General features: G+C 56.1%; 18 protein-coding genes. 8 read left to right on the top strand and 10 right to left on the bottom strand.

Annotation, left to right across the window (positions count from 1 at the left end):
• The first annotated feature begins 31 nt into the window (after positions 1-31).
• The 8 genes from AB4N47_RS04685 to AB4N47_RS04650 are packed head-to-tail and all read left to right on the top strand — an operon-like array spanning position 32 to position 7,263.
• Entirely contained in the window at positions 32-856 is an 825-nt protein-coding gene (locus tag AB4N47_RS04685) for an ABC transporter permease (RefSeq protein WP_227972800.1), read from the top strand.
• A 12-nt stretch (positions 857-868) separates the two neighbouring features.
• Positions 869-1,612 carry an ABC transporter ATP-binding protein gene (locus tag AB4N47_RS04680; RefSeq protein WP_039760008.1) on the top strand — a complete coding sequence of 248 codons (744 nt, stop codon included), beginning with the start codon at positions 869-871 and terminating at the stop codon, positions 1,610-1,612.
• Between the two features lie 5 nt (positions 1,613-1,617).
• Complete coding sequence (locus AB4N47_RS04675; protein ID WP_341639356.1) at positions 1,618-2,157, top strand: hypothetical protein; 540 nt, start codon at positions 1,618-1,620, stop codon at positions 2,155-2,157.
• On the top strand, positions 2,154-2,783 hold the full coding sequence (locus AB4N47_RS04670) for an acetyltransferase (protein WP_341639355.1): 630 nt from the start codon (positions 2,154-2,156) through the stop codon (positions 2,781-2,783). Before AB4N47_RS04675 ends, AB4N47_RS04670 begins: the two co-directional genes overlap by 4 nt.
• A 10-nt stretch (positions 2,784-2,793) precedes the next feature.
• A complete protein-coding gene (locus AB4N47_RS04665) occupies positions 2,794-3,897 on the top strand; it encodes a DegT/DnrJ/EryC1/StrS family aminotransferase (protein ID WP_341639354.1) in 1,104 nt (367 codons plus the stop codon).
• The gene (locus tag AB4N47_RS04660; protein WP_310405685.1) at positions 3,897-4,931 is read left to right on the top strand and encodes a glycosyltransferase family 4 protein; all 1,035 of its coding nucleotides are present in this window, start codon (positions 3,897-3,899) and stop codon (positions 4,929-4,931) included. Before AB4N47_RS04665 ends, AB4N47_RS04660 begins: the two co-directional genes overlap by 1 nt.
• Positions 4,928-5,965 carry a glycosyltransferase family 4 protein gene (locus tag AB4N47_RS04655; RefSeq protein WP_042607929.1) on the top strand — a complete coding sequence of 346 codons (1,038 nt, stop codon included), beginning with the start codon at positions 4,928-4,930 and terminating at the stop codon, positions 5,963-5,965. The genes AB4N47_RS04660 and AB4N47_RS04655 overlap by 4 nt, the downstream gene beginning before the upstream one ends.
• Positions 5,962-7,263 carry a glycosyltransferase gene (locus tag AB4N47_RS04650; RefSeq protein ID WP_341639352.1) on the top strand — a complete coding sequence of 434 codons (1,302 nt, stop codon included), beginning with the start codon at positions 5,962-5,964 and terminating at the stop codon, positions 7,261-7,263. Before AB4N47_RS04655 ends, AB4N47_RS04650 begins: the two co-directional genes overlap by 4 nt.
• A gap of 48 nt (positions 7,264-7,311) precedes the next feature.
• On the opposite strand, the gene AB4N47_RS04645 is transcribed toward AB4N47_RS04650, so the two are convergent.
• The 10 genes from AB4N47_RS04645 to AB4N47_RS04600 form a co-directional block, all read right to left on the bottom strand.
• Positions 7,312-8,697: a glycosyltransferase family 4 protein gene (locus AB4N47_RS04645; RefSeq protein WP_341639351.1), complete on the bottom strand. Its 1,386-nt coding sequence runs from the start codon at positions 8,695-8,697 to the stop codon at positions 7,312-7,314.
• The gene (locus AB4N47_RS04640) at positions 8,694-9,800 is read right to left on the bottom strand and encodes a glycosyltransferase family protein (protein WP_341639350.1); all 1,107 of its coding nucleotides are present in this window, start codon (positions 9,798-9,800) and stop codon (positions 8,694-8,696) included. The genes AB4N47_RS04645 and AB4N47_RS04640 overlap by 4 nt, the downstream gene beginning before the upstream one ends.
• A 217-nt stretch (positions 9,801-10,017) precedes the next feature.
• The gene (locus AB4N47_RS04635) at positions 10,018-11,382 is read right to left on the bottom strand and encodes a phosphohexomutase domain-containing protein (RefSeq protein WP_460154425.1); all 1,365 of its coding nucleotides are present in this window, start codon (positions 11,380-11,382) and stop codon (positions 10,018-10,020) included.
• A 149-nt stretch (positions 11,383-11,531) separates the two neighbouring features.
• Positions 11,532-12,974, bottom strand: a complete 1,443-nt coding sequence (locus AB4N47_RS04630; RefSeq protein ID WP_341639348.1) for a mannose-1-phosphate guanylyltransferase/mannose-6-phosphate isomerase — start codon at positions 12,972-12,974, stop codon at positions 11,532-11,534.
• 252 nt (positions 12,975-13,226) lie between these two features.
• On the bottom strand, positions 13,227-14,117 hold the full coding sequence (rfbA, locus tag AB4N47_RS04625) for a glucose-1-phosphate thymidylyltransferase RfbA (RefSeq protein WP_341639347.1): 891 nt from the start codon (positions 14,115-14,117) through the stop codon (positions 13,227-13,229).
• A complete protein-coding gene (gene rfbD, locus AB4N47_RS04620; RefSeq protein ID WP_341639346.1) occupies positions 14,114-15,007 on the bottom strand; it encodes a dTDP-4-dehydrorhamnose reductase in 894 nt (297 codons plus the stop codon). The genes rfbA and rfbD overlap by 4 nt, the downstream gene beginning before the upstream one ends.
• Positions 15,004-16,080 (bottom strand): dTDP-glucose 4,6-dehydratase, encoded by a 1,077-nt coding sequence (gene rfbB, locus AB4N47_RS04615; RefSeq protein ID WP_341639345.1) that lies wholly within the window; start codon positions 16,078-16,080, stop codon positions 15,004-15,006. The genes rfbD and rfbB overlap by 4 nt, the downstream gene beginning before the upstream one ends.
• A gap of 220 nt (positions 16,081-16,300) precedes the next feature.
• On the bottom strand, positions 16,301-16,540 hold the full coding sequence (locus AB4N47_RS04610) for a lipopolysaccharide assembly protein LapA domain-containing protein (protein ID WP_341639344.1): 240 nt from the start codon (positions 16,538-16,540) through the stop codon (positions 16,301-16,303).
• Positions 16,541-16,570: 30 nt separating this feature from the next.
• Positions 16,571-16,867, bottom strand: coding sequence for an integration host factor subunit beta (gene ihfB / locus AB4N47_RS04605; protein ID WP_007950920.1), 297 nt, complete (start codon positions 16,865-16,867; stop codon positions 16,571-16,573).
• Between the two features lie 153 nt (positions 16,868-17,020).
• Positions 17,021-17,299 carry a hypothetical protein gene (locus tag AB4N47_RS04600; protein ID WP_341639343.1) on the bottom strand — a complete coding sequence of 93 codons (279 nt, stop codon included), beginning with the start codon at positions 17,297-17,299 and terminating at the stop codon, positions 17,021-17,023.
• Positions 17,300-17,339 lie beyond the last annotated feature (40 nt).

Genomic DNA, 17,339 nt, shown 5'->3' with positions numbered 1-17,339 from the left:
CCCGCACCCAAGCCTAAAATGGCGTGTTTTTTTGATCAACAATCTGGTGCTATTAATGCGCAATGGTTCAGTAAGTATCGCCGTGTCGGACATCATCGCCGCGACGAGACGGTACGCTTTAGTAGGGATGCTAGGCTGGCAGGACGTTCGACAGCGCTATAGAAGGTCGGCACTCGGACCGTTCTGGCTGACTATCAGCATGGGCGTCATGATCGCCACCATCGGTGTGGTTTTCGGTCAGATTTTCAATTCTCCGATTCAGGAATTCCTGCCCTTTCTCGCTATCGGCATGATTCTCTGGAGCTTCATGTCGACGGTGATCACCGAAGGCTGCACCGGCTTCATTGCCGCCGAAGGCATCATCAAGCAATTACCGATCCCCCTGTTTGCCCACATCATGCGCATGATCTGGCGCAACATCCTGATTCTGGGTCACAACATCGTGATCTTTCCACTGGTACTGCTGGCCGTCGGCAAACCGCTGACCTGGTTGGCCCTGATCAGCATTCCGGGTTTTTTCCTGGCACTGCTCAACTTGACCTGGATCGCCCTTCTGCTGGGCATTCTGTGTGCGCGCTACCGTGATCTGCCCCAGATTGTCGGAAGTTTGTTGCAAGTCGTGTTTTACCTCACGCCAATCATGTGGATGCCAAGCTTGCTGCCGCAACGGGCAGGTCTGTACCTGCTTGATCTGAACCCGGCCTACCATGTCATGTCGGTGGTTCGATCCCCGCTGATCGGGCAGTTGCCCACCGCCACCAACTGGTGGGTTTCCCTGGGCATGGCCGTCGTCGGCTGGGCTTTCGCGCTCGTGGTTTACGGCCGTTACAAGCGCCGCATCGCATACTGGCTCTGAGAAGAACGACTAATGTCCTTGATCGAATTCAAAAATGTCTGTGTAGATTTTCCGATCTATAACGCGAACGGGCGCTCGCTGAAAAAGCGTCTGATGCAAGTGGCTACCGGCGGTCAGTTAGGTGCGGATCAACAGGGCCGAGTGATTGTCAGAGCTCTGGAAGACCTGACGTTCACCCTCCGCGACGGGGATCGGGTCGGCCTCCTTGGACACAACGGCGCAGGCAAGAGCACCCTGCTGCGCTTGCTCAGCAGCGTGTACGAACCTTCCTCCGGCACCGCCGTGATCAAGGGAGAAATCGGCTCGTTGATCGACATATCACTGGGTACGGATCCGGAAGCGACCGGCCGCGAAAACATTTTCCTGCGCGGCGGCATTCTTGGCATGACCAAGTCGGAGATCGCCGAAAAGCTCGACGAGATCATCGAATTCTCCGAGCTTGGTGATTTCGTCGACATGCCGATCCGCACTTATTCGTCAGGGATGCACTTGCGTCTGGCGTTTGCGGTTTCGACGACGATAAAACCGGAAATCCTGTTGATGGACGAATGGCTTTCGGTGGGTGATGAAGGCTTCAAGCACAAAGCCGAAATCCGCATGAACGAGCTGGTGAAATCGACCAATATCCTGGTGATTGCCAGCCACTCACGCGAACTTGTCATGCACACCTGCAATCGAGTGCTGTGGCTTGAGCACGGGAAAATAAAAATGGATGGCGACCCGGCGACGGTCACCGCGGCTTATTTCGGAGCTTGAGGCAGATGAACAGCATTAAGCGCAACGGCGTGGATATACAAGTGGCTTTCACGCTGGCCTCCAGCCGCCTGCACGCCAAGAACCTCATTGAAACGGGGGCTGATGTCCCGGCGGAGGTCGTAGCGACCAAGCCAGGCATGAAACTGATCGTACGCCACTATACGAAACAGGCGCTTGTGCGTATTGCGCATCGCCTTGTCAGAGCGGCCCGACCGGTCACGCGCCCACTATTGTTCCGCCTGCGCAACTACTTCACCTCCACCCTCCGCCAGGAAATGCTGGAAGAGTTCACCAAGCTGCAGAAAATTCAGTACCAGCAGCACCAGCAGATCGTTCTCGAATTTCAGCGCCTGGCGAACTCGGCGAAGATACAGACCCGACTGTCGCAAAAAATCTTTTCCGGCCAGCACTCGCTGGAAAGCCTGCAACAACAACTGGACCGTATCGAACAGAAATGTGCGGGCGTCGACCGTCAACCGGCTGTCGATTCGCTTCAGGGCGAGGCCACGGCCGCTCCTCGACAAGCCAGAGGTGAAGGTGCATGAAAAGTGAAGTGATCGTCGTCGGTGCCGGCGGGCACGCCAAGGTGTGTATCGAATTGCTGCGAGCCCAAGGCGATAGCGTCGCTTACTGCGTAGGTAATCCGGACAGTCCGGATACCTGCCTGGGAGTTCCCGTACTTAAAAATGACGAACACCTTGCGGCGCTTCGCAAGGATGGCTACGAAAAGGCGTTCATCGCGATCGGGTCCAATTCAGTGCGAAACAAGCTGGCCGCGAAGGCGGCCCAGTTAGGGTTTGGCCTGATCAATGCGATCAGTCCGGCAGCAGTGGTTTCACCTTCAGCTAATTTGGGAAGGGGAATCGCCGTCATGGCTGGCGCCGTTATCAACGCCGAGGCGAAAATTTCGGACCTGTGCATCGTCAATACCGGCGCCACTATCGATCACGATTGCGTGATTGGCGAGGCGGTCCATATTGCTCCGCAATGCGCGCTGGCGGGCAATGTGCATGTGGGCAATTTCAGCTTTATCGGTGTCGGCAGCAAAATCATTCCCGAGGTTCATATTGGTGAGTCGGTGATGGTAGGTGCTGGCAGCGTCGTCATTTCGAACATCGGGTCGGCAACCACAGTCGTAGGCGTGCCAGCCAAAGCTCTACACAAAATTTGAAGGAACAAGCATGAATCGTATTTCTGTTGCACAACCGAAGCTTGCCGGAAACGAACGTAAGTATGTGCTGGATTGCCTGGATACCAACTGGATTTCCTCGAACGGCAAATACATCGGCGCCTTCGAAGAAAGCTTCGCAGCATTCTGCGGCGTCAAGCATGCGATCGCGACCAACAACGGCACCACTGCACTGCACCTCGCATTGGTCGTGCTCGACCTGCAACCGGGCGATGAAGTCATCATTCCGACAGTGACCTACATTGCCACTGCCAATGCCGTGCGCTACTGCGGAGCGACGCCAGTATTGGTGGACGTGTGCGCCGATACGATGAACATCGATCCGCAGACAATCGAAAGCAAGATCACCGCGAAGACCAAAGGCATCATCCCGGTGCACCTGTACGGTCACCCTGCGCAGATGGATGTCGTCAACGACATCGCCCGCAAACACAACCTGTGGGTAGTGGAAGACGCGGCCGAAGCACATGGCGCCGAGGTCAAGGGCAGCAAGGTTGGCAGCCTCGGCACGTGCGCAACCTTCAGTTTTTTTGGCAACAAGATCGTCACCACCGGTGAAGGCGGCATGATTACCACCAACGATGATGAACTGGCAGCGAAACTGCGCCTGTTCCGTGGTCAGGGTATGGATCCGAAGCGTCGTTACTGGTTTCCAGTGGTCGGCTACAACTACCGCATGACCAACATTCAGGCAGCGATCGGTCTGGCGCAAATGGAAAACATTGATACTGCCCTGGCTGATCGTGATCGGCTCGCTGGCTGGTACAACGAAGCGCTGGCCGAGCTTGCTGGCAAAATCGTGTTGCCGACCGAGGCCTCCTGGGCCAAACAGGTTTTCTGGATGTACAACATCTTCCTGAGCGATGGCGACGAGCACAAACGTGACGAAGTCATGCAAAAGCTTGATGCCATGGGTATCGAAACCCGCCCGGTCTTCTACCCGATGCACGTGCTGCCACCGTACAAGGAAGACAGTACCTACCCTGTTGCAGACTTGTGGTCGGGACGGGGCATCAATTTGCCGACGCATCAGGACCTGACTCAGGATGACATCATCAGAATTGCAGCCAGCCTGCGTGAGGTCCTGGCCGACTGATGAAAATCGCCCTTTGCTCCACATTCGTGCCCTTCATCAGAGGGGGCGGAAGGAATATTGTCGACTGGCTGGCCTCCACGCTGACGGCAGCCGGCCATCAGGTCGAAGTCGTCTACTTGCCCGAACTGGATGCGCCGGATCTGTTGTTTCAACAGATGATGGCGTTGCGTTGGGTCGATCTGCAGAGCGCTGACCGGGTGATATGTTTCCGGCCACAGTCGCACCTGATTCCCCATCCGCACAAGATCCTCTGGTTCATCCATCATATTCGTGCGTTCTACGATATGTGGGACAGCCCGTACCGCGATTTCCCGGACAATGCCAAGCATCGCGCAATTCGCGATGCGCTGGTGGATGCCGATACCAGAGCCCTGGGCGAAGCAAAGGCAATCTTCACCAATTCGAAGGTCGTATCCAAGCGCCTCAAGACCTACAACGACTTCGATAGCGAGGTGCTTTACCCTCCGGTCTTCGAGTCGGAGCGTTTTTTTTGCGCTGGCTACAACGATGAAATCGCTTACATCTGCCGCCTCGAACATCACAAGCGCCAACACCTGCTGATCGACGCACTGAACTATACGACGACGCCGGTCCGCCTGCGGTTGCTGGGTACGGGCGCGGGTCCTGACTACGGTATCGCCCTGCGCGAAAAAATCGAAGAGTACGGCCTTTCAGACCGAGTGACCCTGGATGATCGCTGGATCACCGAAGAAGAAAAGGTTGCGCAGCTGTCGGTTTGCCTGGCTGCCGCCTACCTTCCGGTCGATGAAGACTCCTACGGCTATCCCAGCCTTGAAGCCAGTCACGCGGAAAAGCCGATTCTCACCACTACCGACTCGGGTGGCGTTCTGGAATTGGTGCAGGATGGCTATAACGGCTATATCGCCGAGCCGACTCCAGAGTCTCTGGCCGCTGCGATGGACAAACTTTACAGGGATCGAAGTCTGACCGAAGCCATGGGCAAGAATGCCCGGCAGCGCCTGGTTGACTTGAAAATTTCCTGGTCACATGTGCTGGAGCGTCTGTTGGCATGAAAGTCCTGATTGTGAACAACATGGCTCCGTTCATCTGGGGCGGCGCCGAAGAACTGGCGGTCAATCTGCAAAGAAACCTGCTCATGGCCGGTCACGACGCCGAAGTCATGCGCATCCCGGCTCAGTGGGAACCGGCATCGCGCATCCCCTCCCAGATGCTGCTGACCCGCACGCTGGAAATCTTCAATACCGATCACGTCATCGCCTTGAAATTCCCGGCGTACCTGGTTCGCCACCACCGCAAATCACTGTGGCTGCTGCACCAGTATCGTCAGGCCTATGACCTTTACGACGTCGGCCAGACCAACCTGCCGGCAGACAAAAGCGGCACCGACATTCGCAACGCCATTATCAACGCGGACAACGAAACATTCGCGGAGAGCCGCAGCATCTACACCAACTCCGAAGTGACCAGGCAGCGGTTGTTCAAGTACAACGGCTTCGACTCGCAGGTGTTATTGCCGCCTGTAAACGATCCTGAAGCATTCACCGGCGGTGAATATGACGATTACATATTTGCCGGCGGACGCGTCAACGGCATGAAGCGTCAGCATTTGCTGCTGCGAGCACTTGCCAAAGCCGACAAACGGGTCAAGCTGGTCATTGCCGGGCCTCCCGAGTCGCACGCCGACACGCTGCAATTGCATTCGATCATCAATGAATTCGGCCTTCATGATCGCGTCAAACTTGACCTTGGATTCCTGCCGCGCTCCACCTACGTCAATTATGTCAATCGTGCACTCGCCGTTGCTTACATTCCGTTCGATGAAGACTCCCTGGGTTACGTCGCGATGGAAGCCGCCACTGCGCGCAAAGCACTGATCACGACGACGGACAGCGGTGGCATTCTGGGCCTGGTCAATCCACAGGAGTCCGGATGGCGAGCAGAACCCACTGCAGAAAGTCTGGCAGAAGCGATGAATGCGGCATTCGAAAGCAAAACCCGAACCATCGAATACGGCGAAGGCGCGGAGGCGCTGTGGAATACCCTGGGCATCAACTGGCCCGAGACCATAGAGGCGCTACTTAAATGAAACTGGTCATTTTTACCCCCGGCGTCAAATCCTCCGCCATCGGAAGGATGACTCGTCTCGTGGTTCGCGCCCTGCTCAGTCAGCAGCACCACATTGTGCTGGTGCGCACTGAAAGCCCGCATGTTCTCGACAAAGAGGCTCATGACTTCGGTTGCACTGTCATTGCCTGGACGGATGAAGAGCGGGTTGGCACCGAAGTGGCGGACGCTGACTGCCTCGTCTACCAGATCGGCGACAACTACGAGTTTCACGAAGGTGGCGTGGCCTGGCTTCACAAAGCCCCGGGCATTGTCTGCCTGCATGACTTCTTCCTCGGCCATCTTTTCTGGGGTTGGGCGCAGCAACGGCGCGATGAGGCCCATCACATCCTGACGCAGTGGTACGGACGCAGAATCGCCACCGACTACTTCAACGTCAGCGACAGTACGACCTTCATCAACTCGACGCGAGAAACCGCACCGCTGACCGAATGGATCAGTTCGATGGCCACCGGCGTGATTACCCATAGCAACTGGGGATGCAAGCGGGTAATGGCCGCGTGCGCGGGTCCGGTTTTTGTGACGCCGCTGGCCTACGATGCTCCTGGGGCTGTCGACGGGCAACCGGTACAAAATGACAATCGCAAGTTGCGGTTGTTGACCATCGGCCACGTCAACCCCAACAAACGCGTTGAAAGTTGCATCAAGGCCATTGCCAGCAACGCCTCACTTCGAAAGAACGTGAGTTACCGTCTGGTGGGGGCGATCCTTCCGGATGTCGAACGGAAATTGACCGAAATGGCCGCCAAAGCCGGGGTCGAGCTGATTATTTCCAACGAAGTCGATGACGCCGCTTTGTCAGAGGCCATTCGCGAAGCTGACGTTATCAGTTGCCTGCGCTGGCCCAGCCTCGAAGCGGCTTCAGCCTCTGCGATCGAAGCGATGCTGTACGGTAAAGCCACCATCGTTACCGACACCGGCTTTTACAGCGAACTGCCCGATCAGTACGTATTGAAGGTATCGCCTGAAAGGGAAATAGAAGATCTGAAGAAGATCCTTCTATCACTGCGCAGCAGCCCCTCCTCGGCGATCGATATCGGCAAGCAGGCGCAAACGTGGGCACAGGAGACATTCACGGCCGAGAACTACGCCCATAAACTTGTGCATGCGGTGCCTGTCGCGCTTCGGGCGAAGGTGATCATTTCAGCGGTCGACCATTTTGCGACCATCATCGAGAAATGGTCAGCAAGCCCCGAATTGCTCGGTACGCCCGAGATTCTCAAGTCGCTGAATCTGTTCAACACCAATACGATTGCCTAAATACCAGCATGCGGCGGATCGACCCTGATCCACCGCATGCTGTAATCGTTACTTCAAGCTATCGAAAACAAACTGCGCCGTCTCTTTCCAGGCAACGGGTTTGTAATCACGTTTGATCGCCGCTTCCTTGGCCGCCAGCGCCAGCGGATCGAACGCATACTTATGCAGTTCAGCCACCCAAGCCGACACGTCCCATGGCTCCAGGTAGTCCAGCAGCTGCCCGCCTACCTCCGGAATCGAAGCCGCACTGGAGGCCAGGCAGTACTTGCCGGCAGCCAGACTTTCGGCAACAGGCAATCCCCATCCTTCATACAATGAAGGGAACGCAGTCATCATGCAGTTGCGGTACAAGTGCATGAGGTCTGAGTCCGAAACGTTATTGAGAATGCGTATGTAATCCTGAGTTCTCGGATCAAGCGAGATGTCCGATAACAAGTCACCCACGCCCCAACCCGGCATTCCGACGAAGACCAGTTTAGGCAGATCCTGAACACCGCTATCGATCAGGCGGGTATAGGCGCGGTAAAGCACTTCATGGTTCTTGCGGCGCTCGATCGTGGAAACGAACAGGACGAAACGCTCTTTCAATAATGTTTCGACGTCAGGGCTGACGGCGTCGCTCAACTCGTGAGACAGCTGACAGCCCAACTTGACCACCGCCGTTTCAGGAACCGGTGCACCCAATTCGTCGAGCAACGCGATCAGATCCTTGCGCGTGCATTCGGAAATGCACAGGATCTTGTCCGCGCACCAGGCGACGTCAGCAAAGTAATTGGCAAACTTGGCCGCAACATCACCCACGCACAAGTGTGGCAGTCTCACCGGAATCACGTCGTAGCAGAAGAGAATGACGCGCAAACCGACCTGTTTCTTCAACTCATAGAGATGTACAAGGTCTTTATTGTCCCAGTCCAGCCCCACCGATATATAGCTGTCACCTTTGGCAAAGGGATGGCCGCCACTGTGCACTTTGCGTGATGCAGGATTGAATACATGGCTGCGCTGGGCCGGTTTGAAAAAAGCCCGTGCGGCCGAAATCAAATGGCGGACGCCGATCACCGCTTCCACGATGGAGGTACGGCGCAGCTGGAAAAACTGATAGATACGCCCGCTCAACTTGGGAGGCAGGCGGTTCAGTACCTTGGTCGCCTTTTCTTTCAGGCGCGCCTCTATCGAACGTTTATTGGTAGTGCCGGCAACTGTCCGGCCTGGCGCTGCCGCGTGAACCCCGGAAATTCTCTTCAGGGTTTTTGCCACGTCGGCCGCATCGATCGCGCTGTATCCGGTGGCATGACTGAAGAAGCAGAACTTCACCTCTTCCCCCGCCGCGATCAGTTCGAGCGCATGGGCCGCAGCCTCTGCCTCGGTACGAATAATGCCTACGGCTGGCCGACGCCAGCCAAGAATGGTTGTTACATCAAACCAAGTGGTCATGCTTGCGCCTTCTGAACGATAACGTCTGCCGCTGTACGCGGAATTGATTCCAGACTCCGAGCCCACGTCAATGGCTCACGCGATGCTCTGTCCGGGCCGTCACCACTGATCGTCGCAGGCCCGGTGAGACGCGCGCGGATTGCCGCATGAAACTCGTGTGGCGTACGCGCAACGCTGATCTCGGGAAGCAGAAGATGCTGTTCAAAACCACGAAATGCCGCTTCGGTTCCGATGACGTACTTGCCAGAGTAAATGGCTTCGGCGGTTTTGATATTCGAGCCGCCGCCGTGGGGGATCGGTAACAGAAATGCGTGCGCAAGTGTCTTGACGGCGTCCAGATCTTCGTCCGGCAGCATGTACAGCAGTTGCAGGCGCGACAGGTTCAGTTGCCCCCAGCGACTGTCGCGAAGTGTGGTTTCGAGGTGCTCACATACACTGCCGACCACCACCAGTTTGCTGTCCGGAGGAATGCACGCCAGAGAACTGCCGAGGCATTCATTGAAACCCTTGAAGTTGGGCGGATGAGCACTGGCAACATAGAGAATCCAGGGCGACTGCGGCAGCCGCTCTTTCCAACTGACGAGCAACTCCGCCCTGGCCGACCACGGCGCGATACCGTTGGACGCCAGCAGCGGTCTTTTCGCGCCCCAGCCCTTGAGAATATCGAAATCGGCCTGGGTTACCGCCACGGCAATATCTGCTTCCAGCGTTGCCTTGCGCTCGAGCGTCTCGATGTCGGCGATCACCGATTCGGCGCCCTTGATGCCATAGCTGTCGAGAATCTCCTGCTTCAGCGGAGCCTCGATGTTCTGCGAACCGTAAATGAGGCACGCATTGGCGTATTGCGGCATCTGGCGGATCTTCAGCACCAGCGGCCATAGCCATGGCTGCTCGACATGAATGACGTCGATCACTGGCGGCAGTTTCTTGAGAATGTCAGCAAACCCGCCCTGCTCCGACGCTGCGAATTCCCCGGACAGCAAATCGTTGATCAGTGGCACATACGTGCCCTTGTATTTCCTGAAATCGCTGCCAGCCGGAAAGCTGACATCGTTGGCACCCAGGGTAGATGGCGGATAACCTTCCGGCTCATATACCGCCAAATGAGTTACATCCCAACCATTTTCGCGAAAGGTCTTGGCGATGTTGGCGACCCGGACCTGTCCGCCGTGGCGGGGACTGGCAATCGGGTACGTGCTTAGCAATAAAACCGTTTTCAAAATGGCAACCTATAGAAATGATATTTCGCAACCCGCGCCCGCATCGCTGTGCTTCGCTCACCAAAGCACGGGCGCTGCTGAATACCAGACGGGCGAAGCTTCAAGCCCCTTTGATCAACAACTCGATCTCTTTCAGACGCGCCCACATCAATGCCTGATCGCCACGGGTTTCGACGTTGAGGCGCAACAGCGGCTCGGTGTTGGAGCCACGCAGGTTGAAGCGCCAGTCGGCAAACGACACGCTGATGCCGTCAGTCCTGTCGAGCGCGGGATTGAGCGGCAGGAAATGCTCCAGGACTTTGTGCAGCATCGCCGGCACATCTTCAACGCGATAATTGATCTCGCCGGTGCATGGATAAGCGGCAATACGCTCATCGACCAGTTGCGCCAAGCTCTTGCCAGTGCTGGACATCAGGGCCGTGACCAACAACCAGGGGATCATCCCGCTGTCACAATAGGCGAAATCACGGAAATAGTGGTGGGCGCTCATTTCGCCGCCATAAATGGCGTCCTCGATACGCATGCGCTCTTTGATAAAGGCATGTCCGGTCTTGCACAGCACCGGTACCCCGCCCGCTTGCTCGACCTGCTCGATGGTGTTCCAGGTCAGCCTCGGGTCATGAATGATCTTGCTGCCCGGGTGTTGCTTGAGGAGCATTTCCGCCAGCAGACCGACCAGGTAATAACCTTCGATAAACCGGCCTGTTTCATCGAAAAAGAAACAGCGGTCGAAATCCCCATCCCAGGCCAACCCGACATCGCAGCCATTTTCAAGCAATGCCTGGCGCGTCAGCTCGCGATTTTCCGGCAACAGAGGGTTGGGCACGCCATTGGGGAAGTGACCGTCCGGCTCGGCATTGATCAGCGTCCATTCGAATGGCAACTTGCCCATCAACTCCTGCAGGACCGGCCCGGCAGCACCGTTGCCAGGGTCTGCGAGGATCTTCAGCGGCTTGAGGTTCGCCACGTTGATGTAAGTCAGCAAGTGGTCGATGTAACGGCTTTTAACGAACGCCTCACGCACATTACCTACGGCATCCGCCAACGCGCCAAGGTCACCACTCTCTACCCGATCACGGATGGCGTTCAGCCCGGTGTCACCGCTGATGGGACGTGACTGCGACTTGACGAGTTTCATCCCGTTATAGCCTTTGGGATTGTGACTCGCCGTGATCATTACGCCACCATCGGCATTGAAGGCACTGGTGGCGAAATAGACTTCTTCAGTTCCGCACAGGCCAATGTCGATGACATCGGCACCTGCCTCTCTCAGTCCACGGGCCATCGCCTCGGCCAGCATCGGACTTTCCAGTCGCATATCGCGCCCCAGCACGATGCTTTTGGCTTGCAACTCAACGACCATGGCCCGGCCGATCCGGTAAGCGACATCCTCATTCAGATCGACCGGTACTTCACCACGGATGTCATAAGCCTTGAAGCAGCGGGTCTTGATAGGGGTATGCATTTCGATCTCTTGCCTGGGAATCCGAGACAGCCGCCGGTAAATGCCGCAGCTGTGAATCATCGATAGGGAGTGAAGTCGCGCAATGTCACATGCAAATAAGCCCGACCGGTAAAAAATCGCCGGTCAGGCCTATGGCTGCCACCGCGCTGTTATTTGTCGACGCGGCCGTAATTGTCTTCAAAGCGGACGATATCGTCTTCACCCAGATAATCGCCGCTCTGCACCTCGATCAGCACCAGGTCAATGACGCCCGGGTTCATGAGGCGATGCTGGTGACCGGCACGGATGAACGTCGACTCGTTGGTGTTGAGCATCAGTTCCTGCTGGTCGTTGACCACGACCGCCATCCCGCTGACGACGATCCAGTGCTCACTGCGGTGATGATGCATCTGCAGCGACAGCGACGCCTTGGGCTTTACGACAATCCGCTTGATCTTGAAGCGTTCGCCGTTTTCCAGGGTGGTGTAGGTCCCCCATGGACGGTGGACCGTACGGTGCAGCAAATGCACGGTATGGCTGCACGCCTTGAGCTGATTGACGATGTGTTTCACGTCTTGAGCGTGATCTTTATGAGCAATCATCACCGCATCAGGCGTGTCGATGACCAACAGGTCTTCCACACCGACCAGCGCGGTCAGACGCCCTTCGCTGTTCACATAATTATTGCGCGAGCCATGGGACAGCACTTCGCCTTCGAAGCGGTTGCCATTCTCGTCCGGGGCCGTCAGTTCGCTCACCGCGTTCCATGAACCGATGTCACTCCAGCCGATGTCGCACGGAATGGTTGCGACTTTCTGGGAACGCTCCATCAAGGCATAGTCGATGGAAATATCCGGCACCTGCGCAAAGCTTTCGCTGTCCAGCGCCAGGCAACGATATTTGTTGGAGGAGGTCAGGCGAGATACCTCGATGGTCTTCGCGACCGCCTCGACAACGTCTGGAGCGTGCAGCCGAAGCTCTTCCAGGACGGTGCCTACACGGAAACAGAACATGCCCGAGTTCCAGAAATAGTTGCCAGCACTGACATAGTTCTGTGCAGTCTGCAGATCAGGCTTCTCGACAAACCGGGCGACCCTCAGCCCGCCTTTGAGCGGCGCCTCTTTCTGCGCTTCGATGTAACCGAAACCGGTTTCCGGATAGGTCGGCTGAATGCCAAACGTAACCAGCCAGCCTTCAGTGGCCAGCGCCACGGCATTGGACACCGCCGCGGCAAAGGCTTTTTCGTCCTGAATCAAATGATCGGCTGCGAGCACCAGCATGTGCGCATCAGGGCCATGGGTGGCCTCCAGTTGCAAGGCTGCCGCCGCGACTGCGGCCGCAGTATTGCGCCCGAACGGCTCGAGAATGAAGCCCTGCGCGTGCCTGGCCGTGTTGACGAGGCCGTATTCATCTTCAGTCTTGAACAGCAGCTCACGATTGGTCACGGTGAGGACTTCCACCACACCGTCCAGCCGTGAGGCGCGCAGGAACGTCTTCTGGATCAGATTCTGACCATCCGGCAACTCCATGAAGGGCTTGGGATGGGCTTCACGGGATACAGGCCACAACCGGCTGCCCACTCCGCCAGACAAAATTACGGGAATCAGTTCCATGCTCAAAGTCCTTAACCCTCTCTCCCGTCAATGATTGTCAGGAAAGCAGTCTCAATTATGTTTGCAATCCAACTGCACCAAACCCAGTGCAGAATCCTTGCCCCGCCTCTCGATCTCAAGACAACGGGACCGATGACACATGCGCCCTCGCGAGCGCGGAATACGTTGCGTAATTGCCTGCCATTCTACAGCGCCAATCGCAATTGATACCTCGACAGAATGCTACAAACAGCGCTCGATAAACCGCGCCCGTCAACGTACTGGCTGATCGAGCAGCTTCTGCAGATATTGCCCGTAACCGGTTTTCTTCAGGCGCAGCGCCTGAGCTTCGACTTGCTCTGCGCTGATCCAGCCGTTGTGGTAGGCAATTTCTTCAAGGCAAGCGACTTTGAGCCCCTGACGGTGCTCAATGGTGTGGACGAAATGCCCGGCTTCCAGGAGCGAGTCATGCGTACCGGTATCCAGCCAGGCAAAACCGCGCCCCAACATTTCTACGTTAAGGGTTTTCTGCTCCAGATATGCCCGATTGATATCGGTGATTTCCAGCTCGCCCCGCTCCGACGGTTTGATGTTCTTGGCGATTTCGACGACCTGGTTATCGTAGAAGTACAACCCGGTCACGGCGTAGTTGGATTTCGGCTTCAGTGGCTTTTCTTCGATGCTCAGCGCGCAGCCATTGGCATCGAATTCCACCACTCCGAAACGCTCCGGGTCGGACACGTGATAGCCGAACACTGTCGCGCCCGAGGCCTGAGCGTTGGCCGAGCGCAGGTTTTCGGTGAAGTACTGACCGTAAAAGATATTGTCGCCGAGAATCAGGCAGCAAGGGTCGCTACCGATAAACGATTCGCCGATGATGAACGCCTGCGCAAGGCCGTCCGGGCTCGGCTGTTCGGCATAACTCAACTCGATGCCATACAGACTGCCGTCGCCCAGCAACTTGCGGAAATTGGGCAAGTCTTCAGGGGTTGAAATGATCAGGATTTCTCGTATGCCCGCGAGCATGAGCACAGACAACGGATAGAAAATCATCGGTTTGTCGTAGATAGGCAACAGCTGCTTGGACACCCCCAGCGTGACCGGATGCAAACGTGTCCCGGAGCCACCAGCGAGAATGATGCCTTTACGATTGGTCTTGATCATTTATTCAGAATTTCCCTGAGCATTCGGGTTACACCACTTTGCCAATCCGGCAAGTGTAGAGAAAAAGTAGCGCGCAGCTTTTGAGTATCCAGACGCGAGTTCAGCGGTCGATGTGCGGGCGTCGGATAGGCAGCGCTTTCGACTGGCTCGATAGCCTTCACGGCGAGTAATTCACCATTGGCTTGAGCGAAAGCGATCACGTGGCTTGCGTAGCCATGCCAGGACACTTCACCAGCGGCTGCCAGGTGGTACAAACCCGCCAGCTCCGGCTGTTGCAGCGCTTGGCGAAGAGCCTGAGCCGTTACGTCGGCTATCAGATCTGCACCGGTAGGCGCTCCGATCTGATCTGCGATCACTCTCAACGTTTCCCGATCCTTGGCCAACCGCAGCATCGTTTTCGCGAAATTGTTACCGCGAGCACCATAAACCCAACTGGTACGGAAGATCAGGTGCCTGCAGCCCGATGCAGTGATTGCCTGCTCGCCAGCGACTTTACTGAAGCCATAATGATTCACCGGCGCAACGGCATCCGTTTCCCGCCACGCAGTAGTGCCTTGGCCATCGAAAACGTATTCGGTTGAGTAATGAACCAGCCAGGCACCGGAGGCGACGGCTTCTTCAGCCATTACACCTGTTGCAATGCCGTTTACACGGCCAGCCAGCTCGGTTTCCGATTCGGCTTTATCAACCTCAGTGTAAGCAGCAGCGTTAACGATAACGTCGGGCTGCACCTGCCGAATCGTCGCGCGAAGAGCCTCGGGATTCGACAGATCGCCATTCAATCCACCGGCCTGATGGCGATCAAGTGCAATCAACTCTCCAAGCGGAGCCAGAGAGCGTTGCAGCTCCCAGCCCACCTGACCGTTCTTGCCCAGCAGCAGAATTTTCATGCGTTGTTCGAGCGATCCGTATAGTTCTGATCGATCCACTGCTGATAGCTGCCGCTCTTCACGTGCTCAACCCAATCAGCGTTGTTCAAATACCACTCGACAGTCTTGCGAATTCCGGTCTCGAAGGTCTCTTCAGGCGCCCAACCCAATTCCCGCTGGATCTTGCTGGCATCGATTGCATAACGCTGATCATGCCCGGGGCGGTCCTGCACATAGGTAATCAGTGTGGCATGGGGACGATGGGCCGAATCAGGTCGCAACTCATCGAGCAACGAACACAGGGTATGCACCACTTCGATGTTCTGTTTTTCGTTGTGTCCACCGATATTGTAGGTCTCACCGATGATGCCTTCGGTCACGACCTTGTACAATGCACGAGCATGATCTTCGACATACAACCAATCGCGAACCTGATCGCCTTTGCCGTACACCGGCAGCGGCTTGCCTTCCAGTGCATTGAGAATGATTAGCGGGATCAGCTTCTCAGGGAAGTGACATGGCCCATAGTTGTTCGAGCAGTTGGTCACCAGCGTAGGCAAGCCATAAGTGCGTGCCCAGGCCCGAACCAGATGATCGGAGCTGGCCTTGCTCGCCGAGTAGGGTGAGCTTGGCTGATAAGCCGTGGTTTCGGTGAAGAGGTCTTCCGGACCTTCGAGATCTCCGTAAACCTCGTCGGTCGAAATGTGATGGAAGCGGAAATTCGCTTTGCGCTCACCATCCAACGCAGCCCAGTAATGGCGCGCTGCTTCGAGCAGCGTGTAAGTACCGATGATATTGGTCTGGATGAACTCAGACGGACCGGAGATGGAGCGGTCTACGTGGGACTCTGCGGCCAAATGCATGATGGCATCGGGTTGATGCTCACGCAGCACACGATCGATTTCATCACGATCACAGATATCGACGCGCTCGAAGGCGTAACGCGAATTCCGACTAACGTCTTTCAGGGACTCTAGATTGCCGGCGTAAGTCAGCTTATCGACATTAACGACTGCATCACGTGTGCTGGAGATGATATGACGAATAACTGCCGAGCCAATGAAGCCGGCACCGCCGGTAACTAGAATTTTCACGCGAAGCGATACCCTTGAGCTGCGGACAGCGCTGCCAGAGAGCGCGGTCTAATCCATGAATGCAGAAGCCACTAATTGGCATCCGTCAGAGTCAGTCTGAATCGACATGCAATACGGCACGATCGAACAAGGGACGCATTTTACAGCTTAATGATGCTTTTACTAATGGATAAAGACAGGCTGAGGCGCAATTTCGACAGATGCCGTGCGCCTGTCGCTCTCAGACGAGTCGCTTGCGTGCAGCTCTGGACGAACGTCCAAGAAACCAGCCCAACACAGGACCAATCAACATACCAATCAGCAACGCCAACACCGCAACAACCGACACCGGCAACTGCGGGCCGGTAAAACCCAGAAACAAAAGCGAAACCGATTGCTGGTTTTCCAGCACAAACGCCAGAACAATCAGAACCATCAGCAGAAGAAAAACGCCAAGCAGTATGCGTTTGAGGTTACGCATCCACGCCCCCTTGAATTTGAATAGCGAAGATCAAGCGCCCTCCTCCTCTTCTTCGTTCACGCGGTCACGCAATTCCTTGCCCGGCTTGAAATGCGGCACGAATTTACCGTCCAGACTTACCGACTGGCCGGTCTTTGGATTGCGGCCGACGCGCGGTGCGCGGTAGTGCAGGGAGAAGCTGCCGAAACCACGGATCTCGATACGATCACCGGTGGCGAGGCACTGAGACATTTGTTCAAGCATGGTCTTGATGGCCAGCTCCACATCCTTGGATGAGAGTAGCCCTTGATGGGTGACAATTCGTTCGATCAACTCCGACTTCGTCATATTTTTCCCTTCTTTTTCAAGCAGCTAGATCAGCGCTTGAAAGGTTTTAGCATGCCCGGAAGAATTTGAACAGCCCAGGGATTGACATATCTTTCCCGGGGTCAAAACGCCCATTTTCAGGGCACTCCAGTGGCGAGTCGGCTCGCCGCTGCCCTAACGACACATCACCAGCATGGTCCGGGTCACGAAGCCCGCCGGATTAAAGCCAAACGGGTATTCGTCTTCATCTTTGGCATCGTCAGAACGGGTGATGACCTTATAGCCCTTGCCTTTACACTCCTTCGCTGCACGCTTCTGGCACTTTTCCCAACCGGAACCCAGCCCGGAACAGTCGACCTCGATACCACTGACGCCGCGCACCGCATGGGTTTTCGCACTGGTGGTGCAACCTGCCAGCGCCAAGACCATTGCAACAACAAGTACCTTGTTCATCCACTTCCTTATGCCAGGCAAGCCTGACGACTAATGCTCA

This window comes from Pseudomonas sp. S3_G06 (genome assembly GCF_054667565.1).
Note: the sequence above shows the minus strand (reverse complement) of the source record. Positions and strands in the feature narration are given on the sequence as shown.

What these genes read in the sequence shown, in the direction of transcription:
- AB4N47_RS04675 (WP_341639356.1), top strand. Translation starts at nt 1,618, where the DNA reads ATGAACAGCATTAAGCGCAACGGCGTGGATATACAAGTGGCTTTCACG.
- AB4N47_RS04635 (WP_460154425.1), bottom strand. Translation starts at nt 11,382, where the DNA reads ATGCATACCCCTATCAAGACCCGCTGCTTCAAGGCTTATGACATCCGT.
- AB4N47_RS04645 (WP_341639351.1), bottom strand. Translation starts at nt 8,697, where the DNA reads ATGACCACTTGGTTTGATGTAACAACCATTCTTGGCTGGCGTCGGCCA.
- AB4N47_RS04680 (WP_039760008.1), top strand. Translation starts at nt 869, where the DNA reads ATGTCCTTGATCGAATTCAAAAATGTCTGTGTAGATTTTCCGATCTAT.
- rfbD (WP_341639346.1), bottom strand. Translation starts at nt 15,007, where the DNA reads ATGAAAATTCTGCTGCTGGGCAAGAACGGTCAGGTGGGCTGGGAGCTG.
- AB4N47_RS04610 (WP_341639344.1), bottom strand. Translation starts at nt 16,540, where the DNA reads ATGCGTAACCTCAAACGCATACTGCTTGGCGTTTTTCTTCTGCTGATG.
- ihfB (WP_007950920.1), bottom strand. Translation starts at nt 16,867, where the DNA reads ATGACGAAGTCGGAGTTGATCGAACGAATTGTCACCCATCAAGGGCTA.
- AB4N47_RS04665 (WP_341639354.1), top strand. Translation starts at nt 2,794, where the DNA reads ATGAATCGTATTTCTGTTGCACAACCGAAGCTTGCCGGAAACGAACGT.
- AB4N47_RS04670 (WP_341639355.1), top strand. Translation starts at nt 2,154, where the DNA reads ATGAAAAGTGAAGTGATCGTCGTCGGTGCCGGCGGGCACGCCAAGGTG.
- AB4N47_RS04650 (WP_341639352.1), top strand. Translation starts at nt 5,962, where the DNA reads ATGAAACTGGTCATTTTTACCCCCGGCGTCAAATCCTCCGCCATCGGA.
- AB4N47_RS04655 (WP_042607929.1), top strand. Translation starts at nt 4,928, where the DNA reads ATGAAAGTCCTGATTGTGAACAACATGGCTCCGTTCATCTGGGGCGGC.
- AB4N47_RS04600 (WP_341639343.1), bottom strand. Translation starts at nt 17,299, where the DNA reads ATGAACAAGGTACTTGTTGTTGCAATGGTCTTGGCGCTGGCAGGTTGC.
- AB4N47_RS04660 (WP_310405685.1), top strand. Translation starts at nt 3,897, where the DNA reads ATGAAAATCGCCCTTTGCTCCACATTCGTGCCCTTCATCAGAGGGGGC.
- AB4N47_RS04630 (WP_341639348.1), bottom strand. Translation starts at nt 12,974, where the DNA reads ATGGAACTGATTCCCGTAATTTTGTCTGGCGGAGTGGGCAGCCGGTTG.
- rfbA (WP_341639347.1), bottom strand. Translation starts at nt 14,117, where the DNA reads ATGATCAAGACCAATCGTAAAGGCATCATTCTCGCTGGTGGCTCCGGG.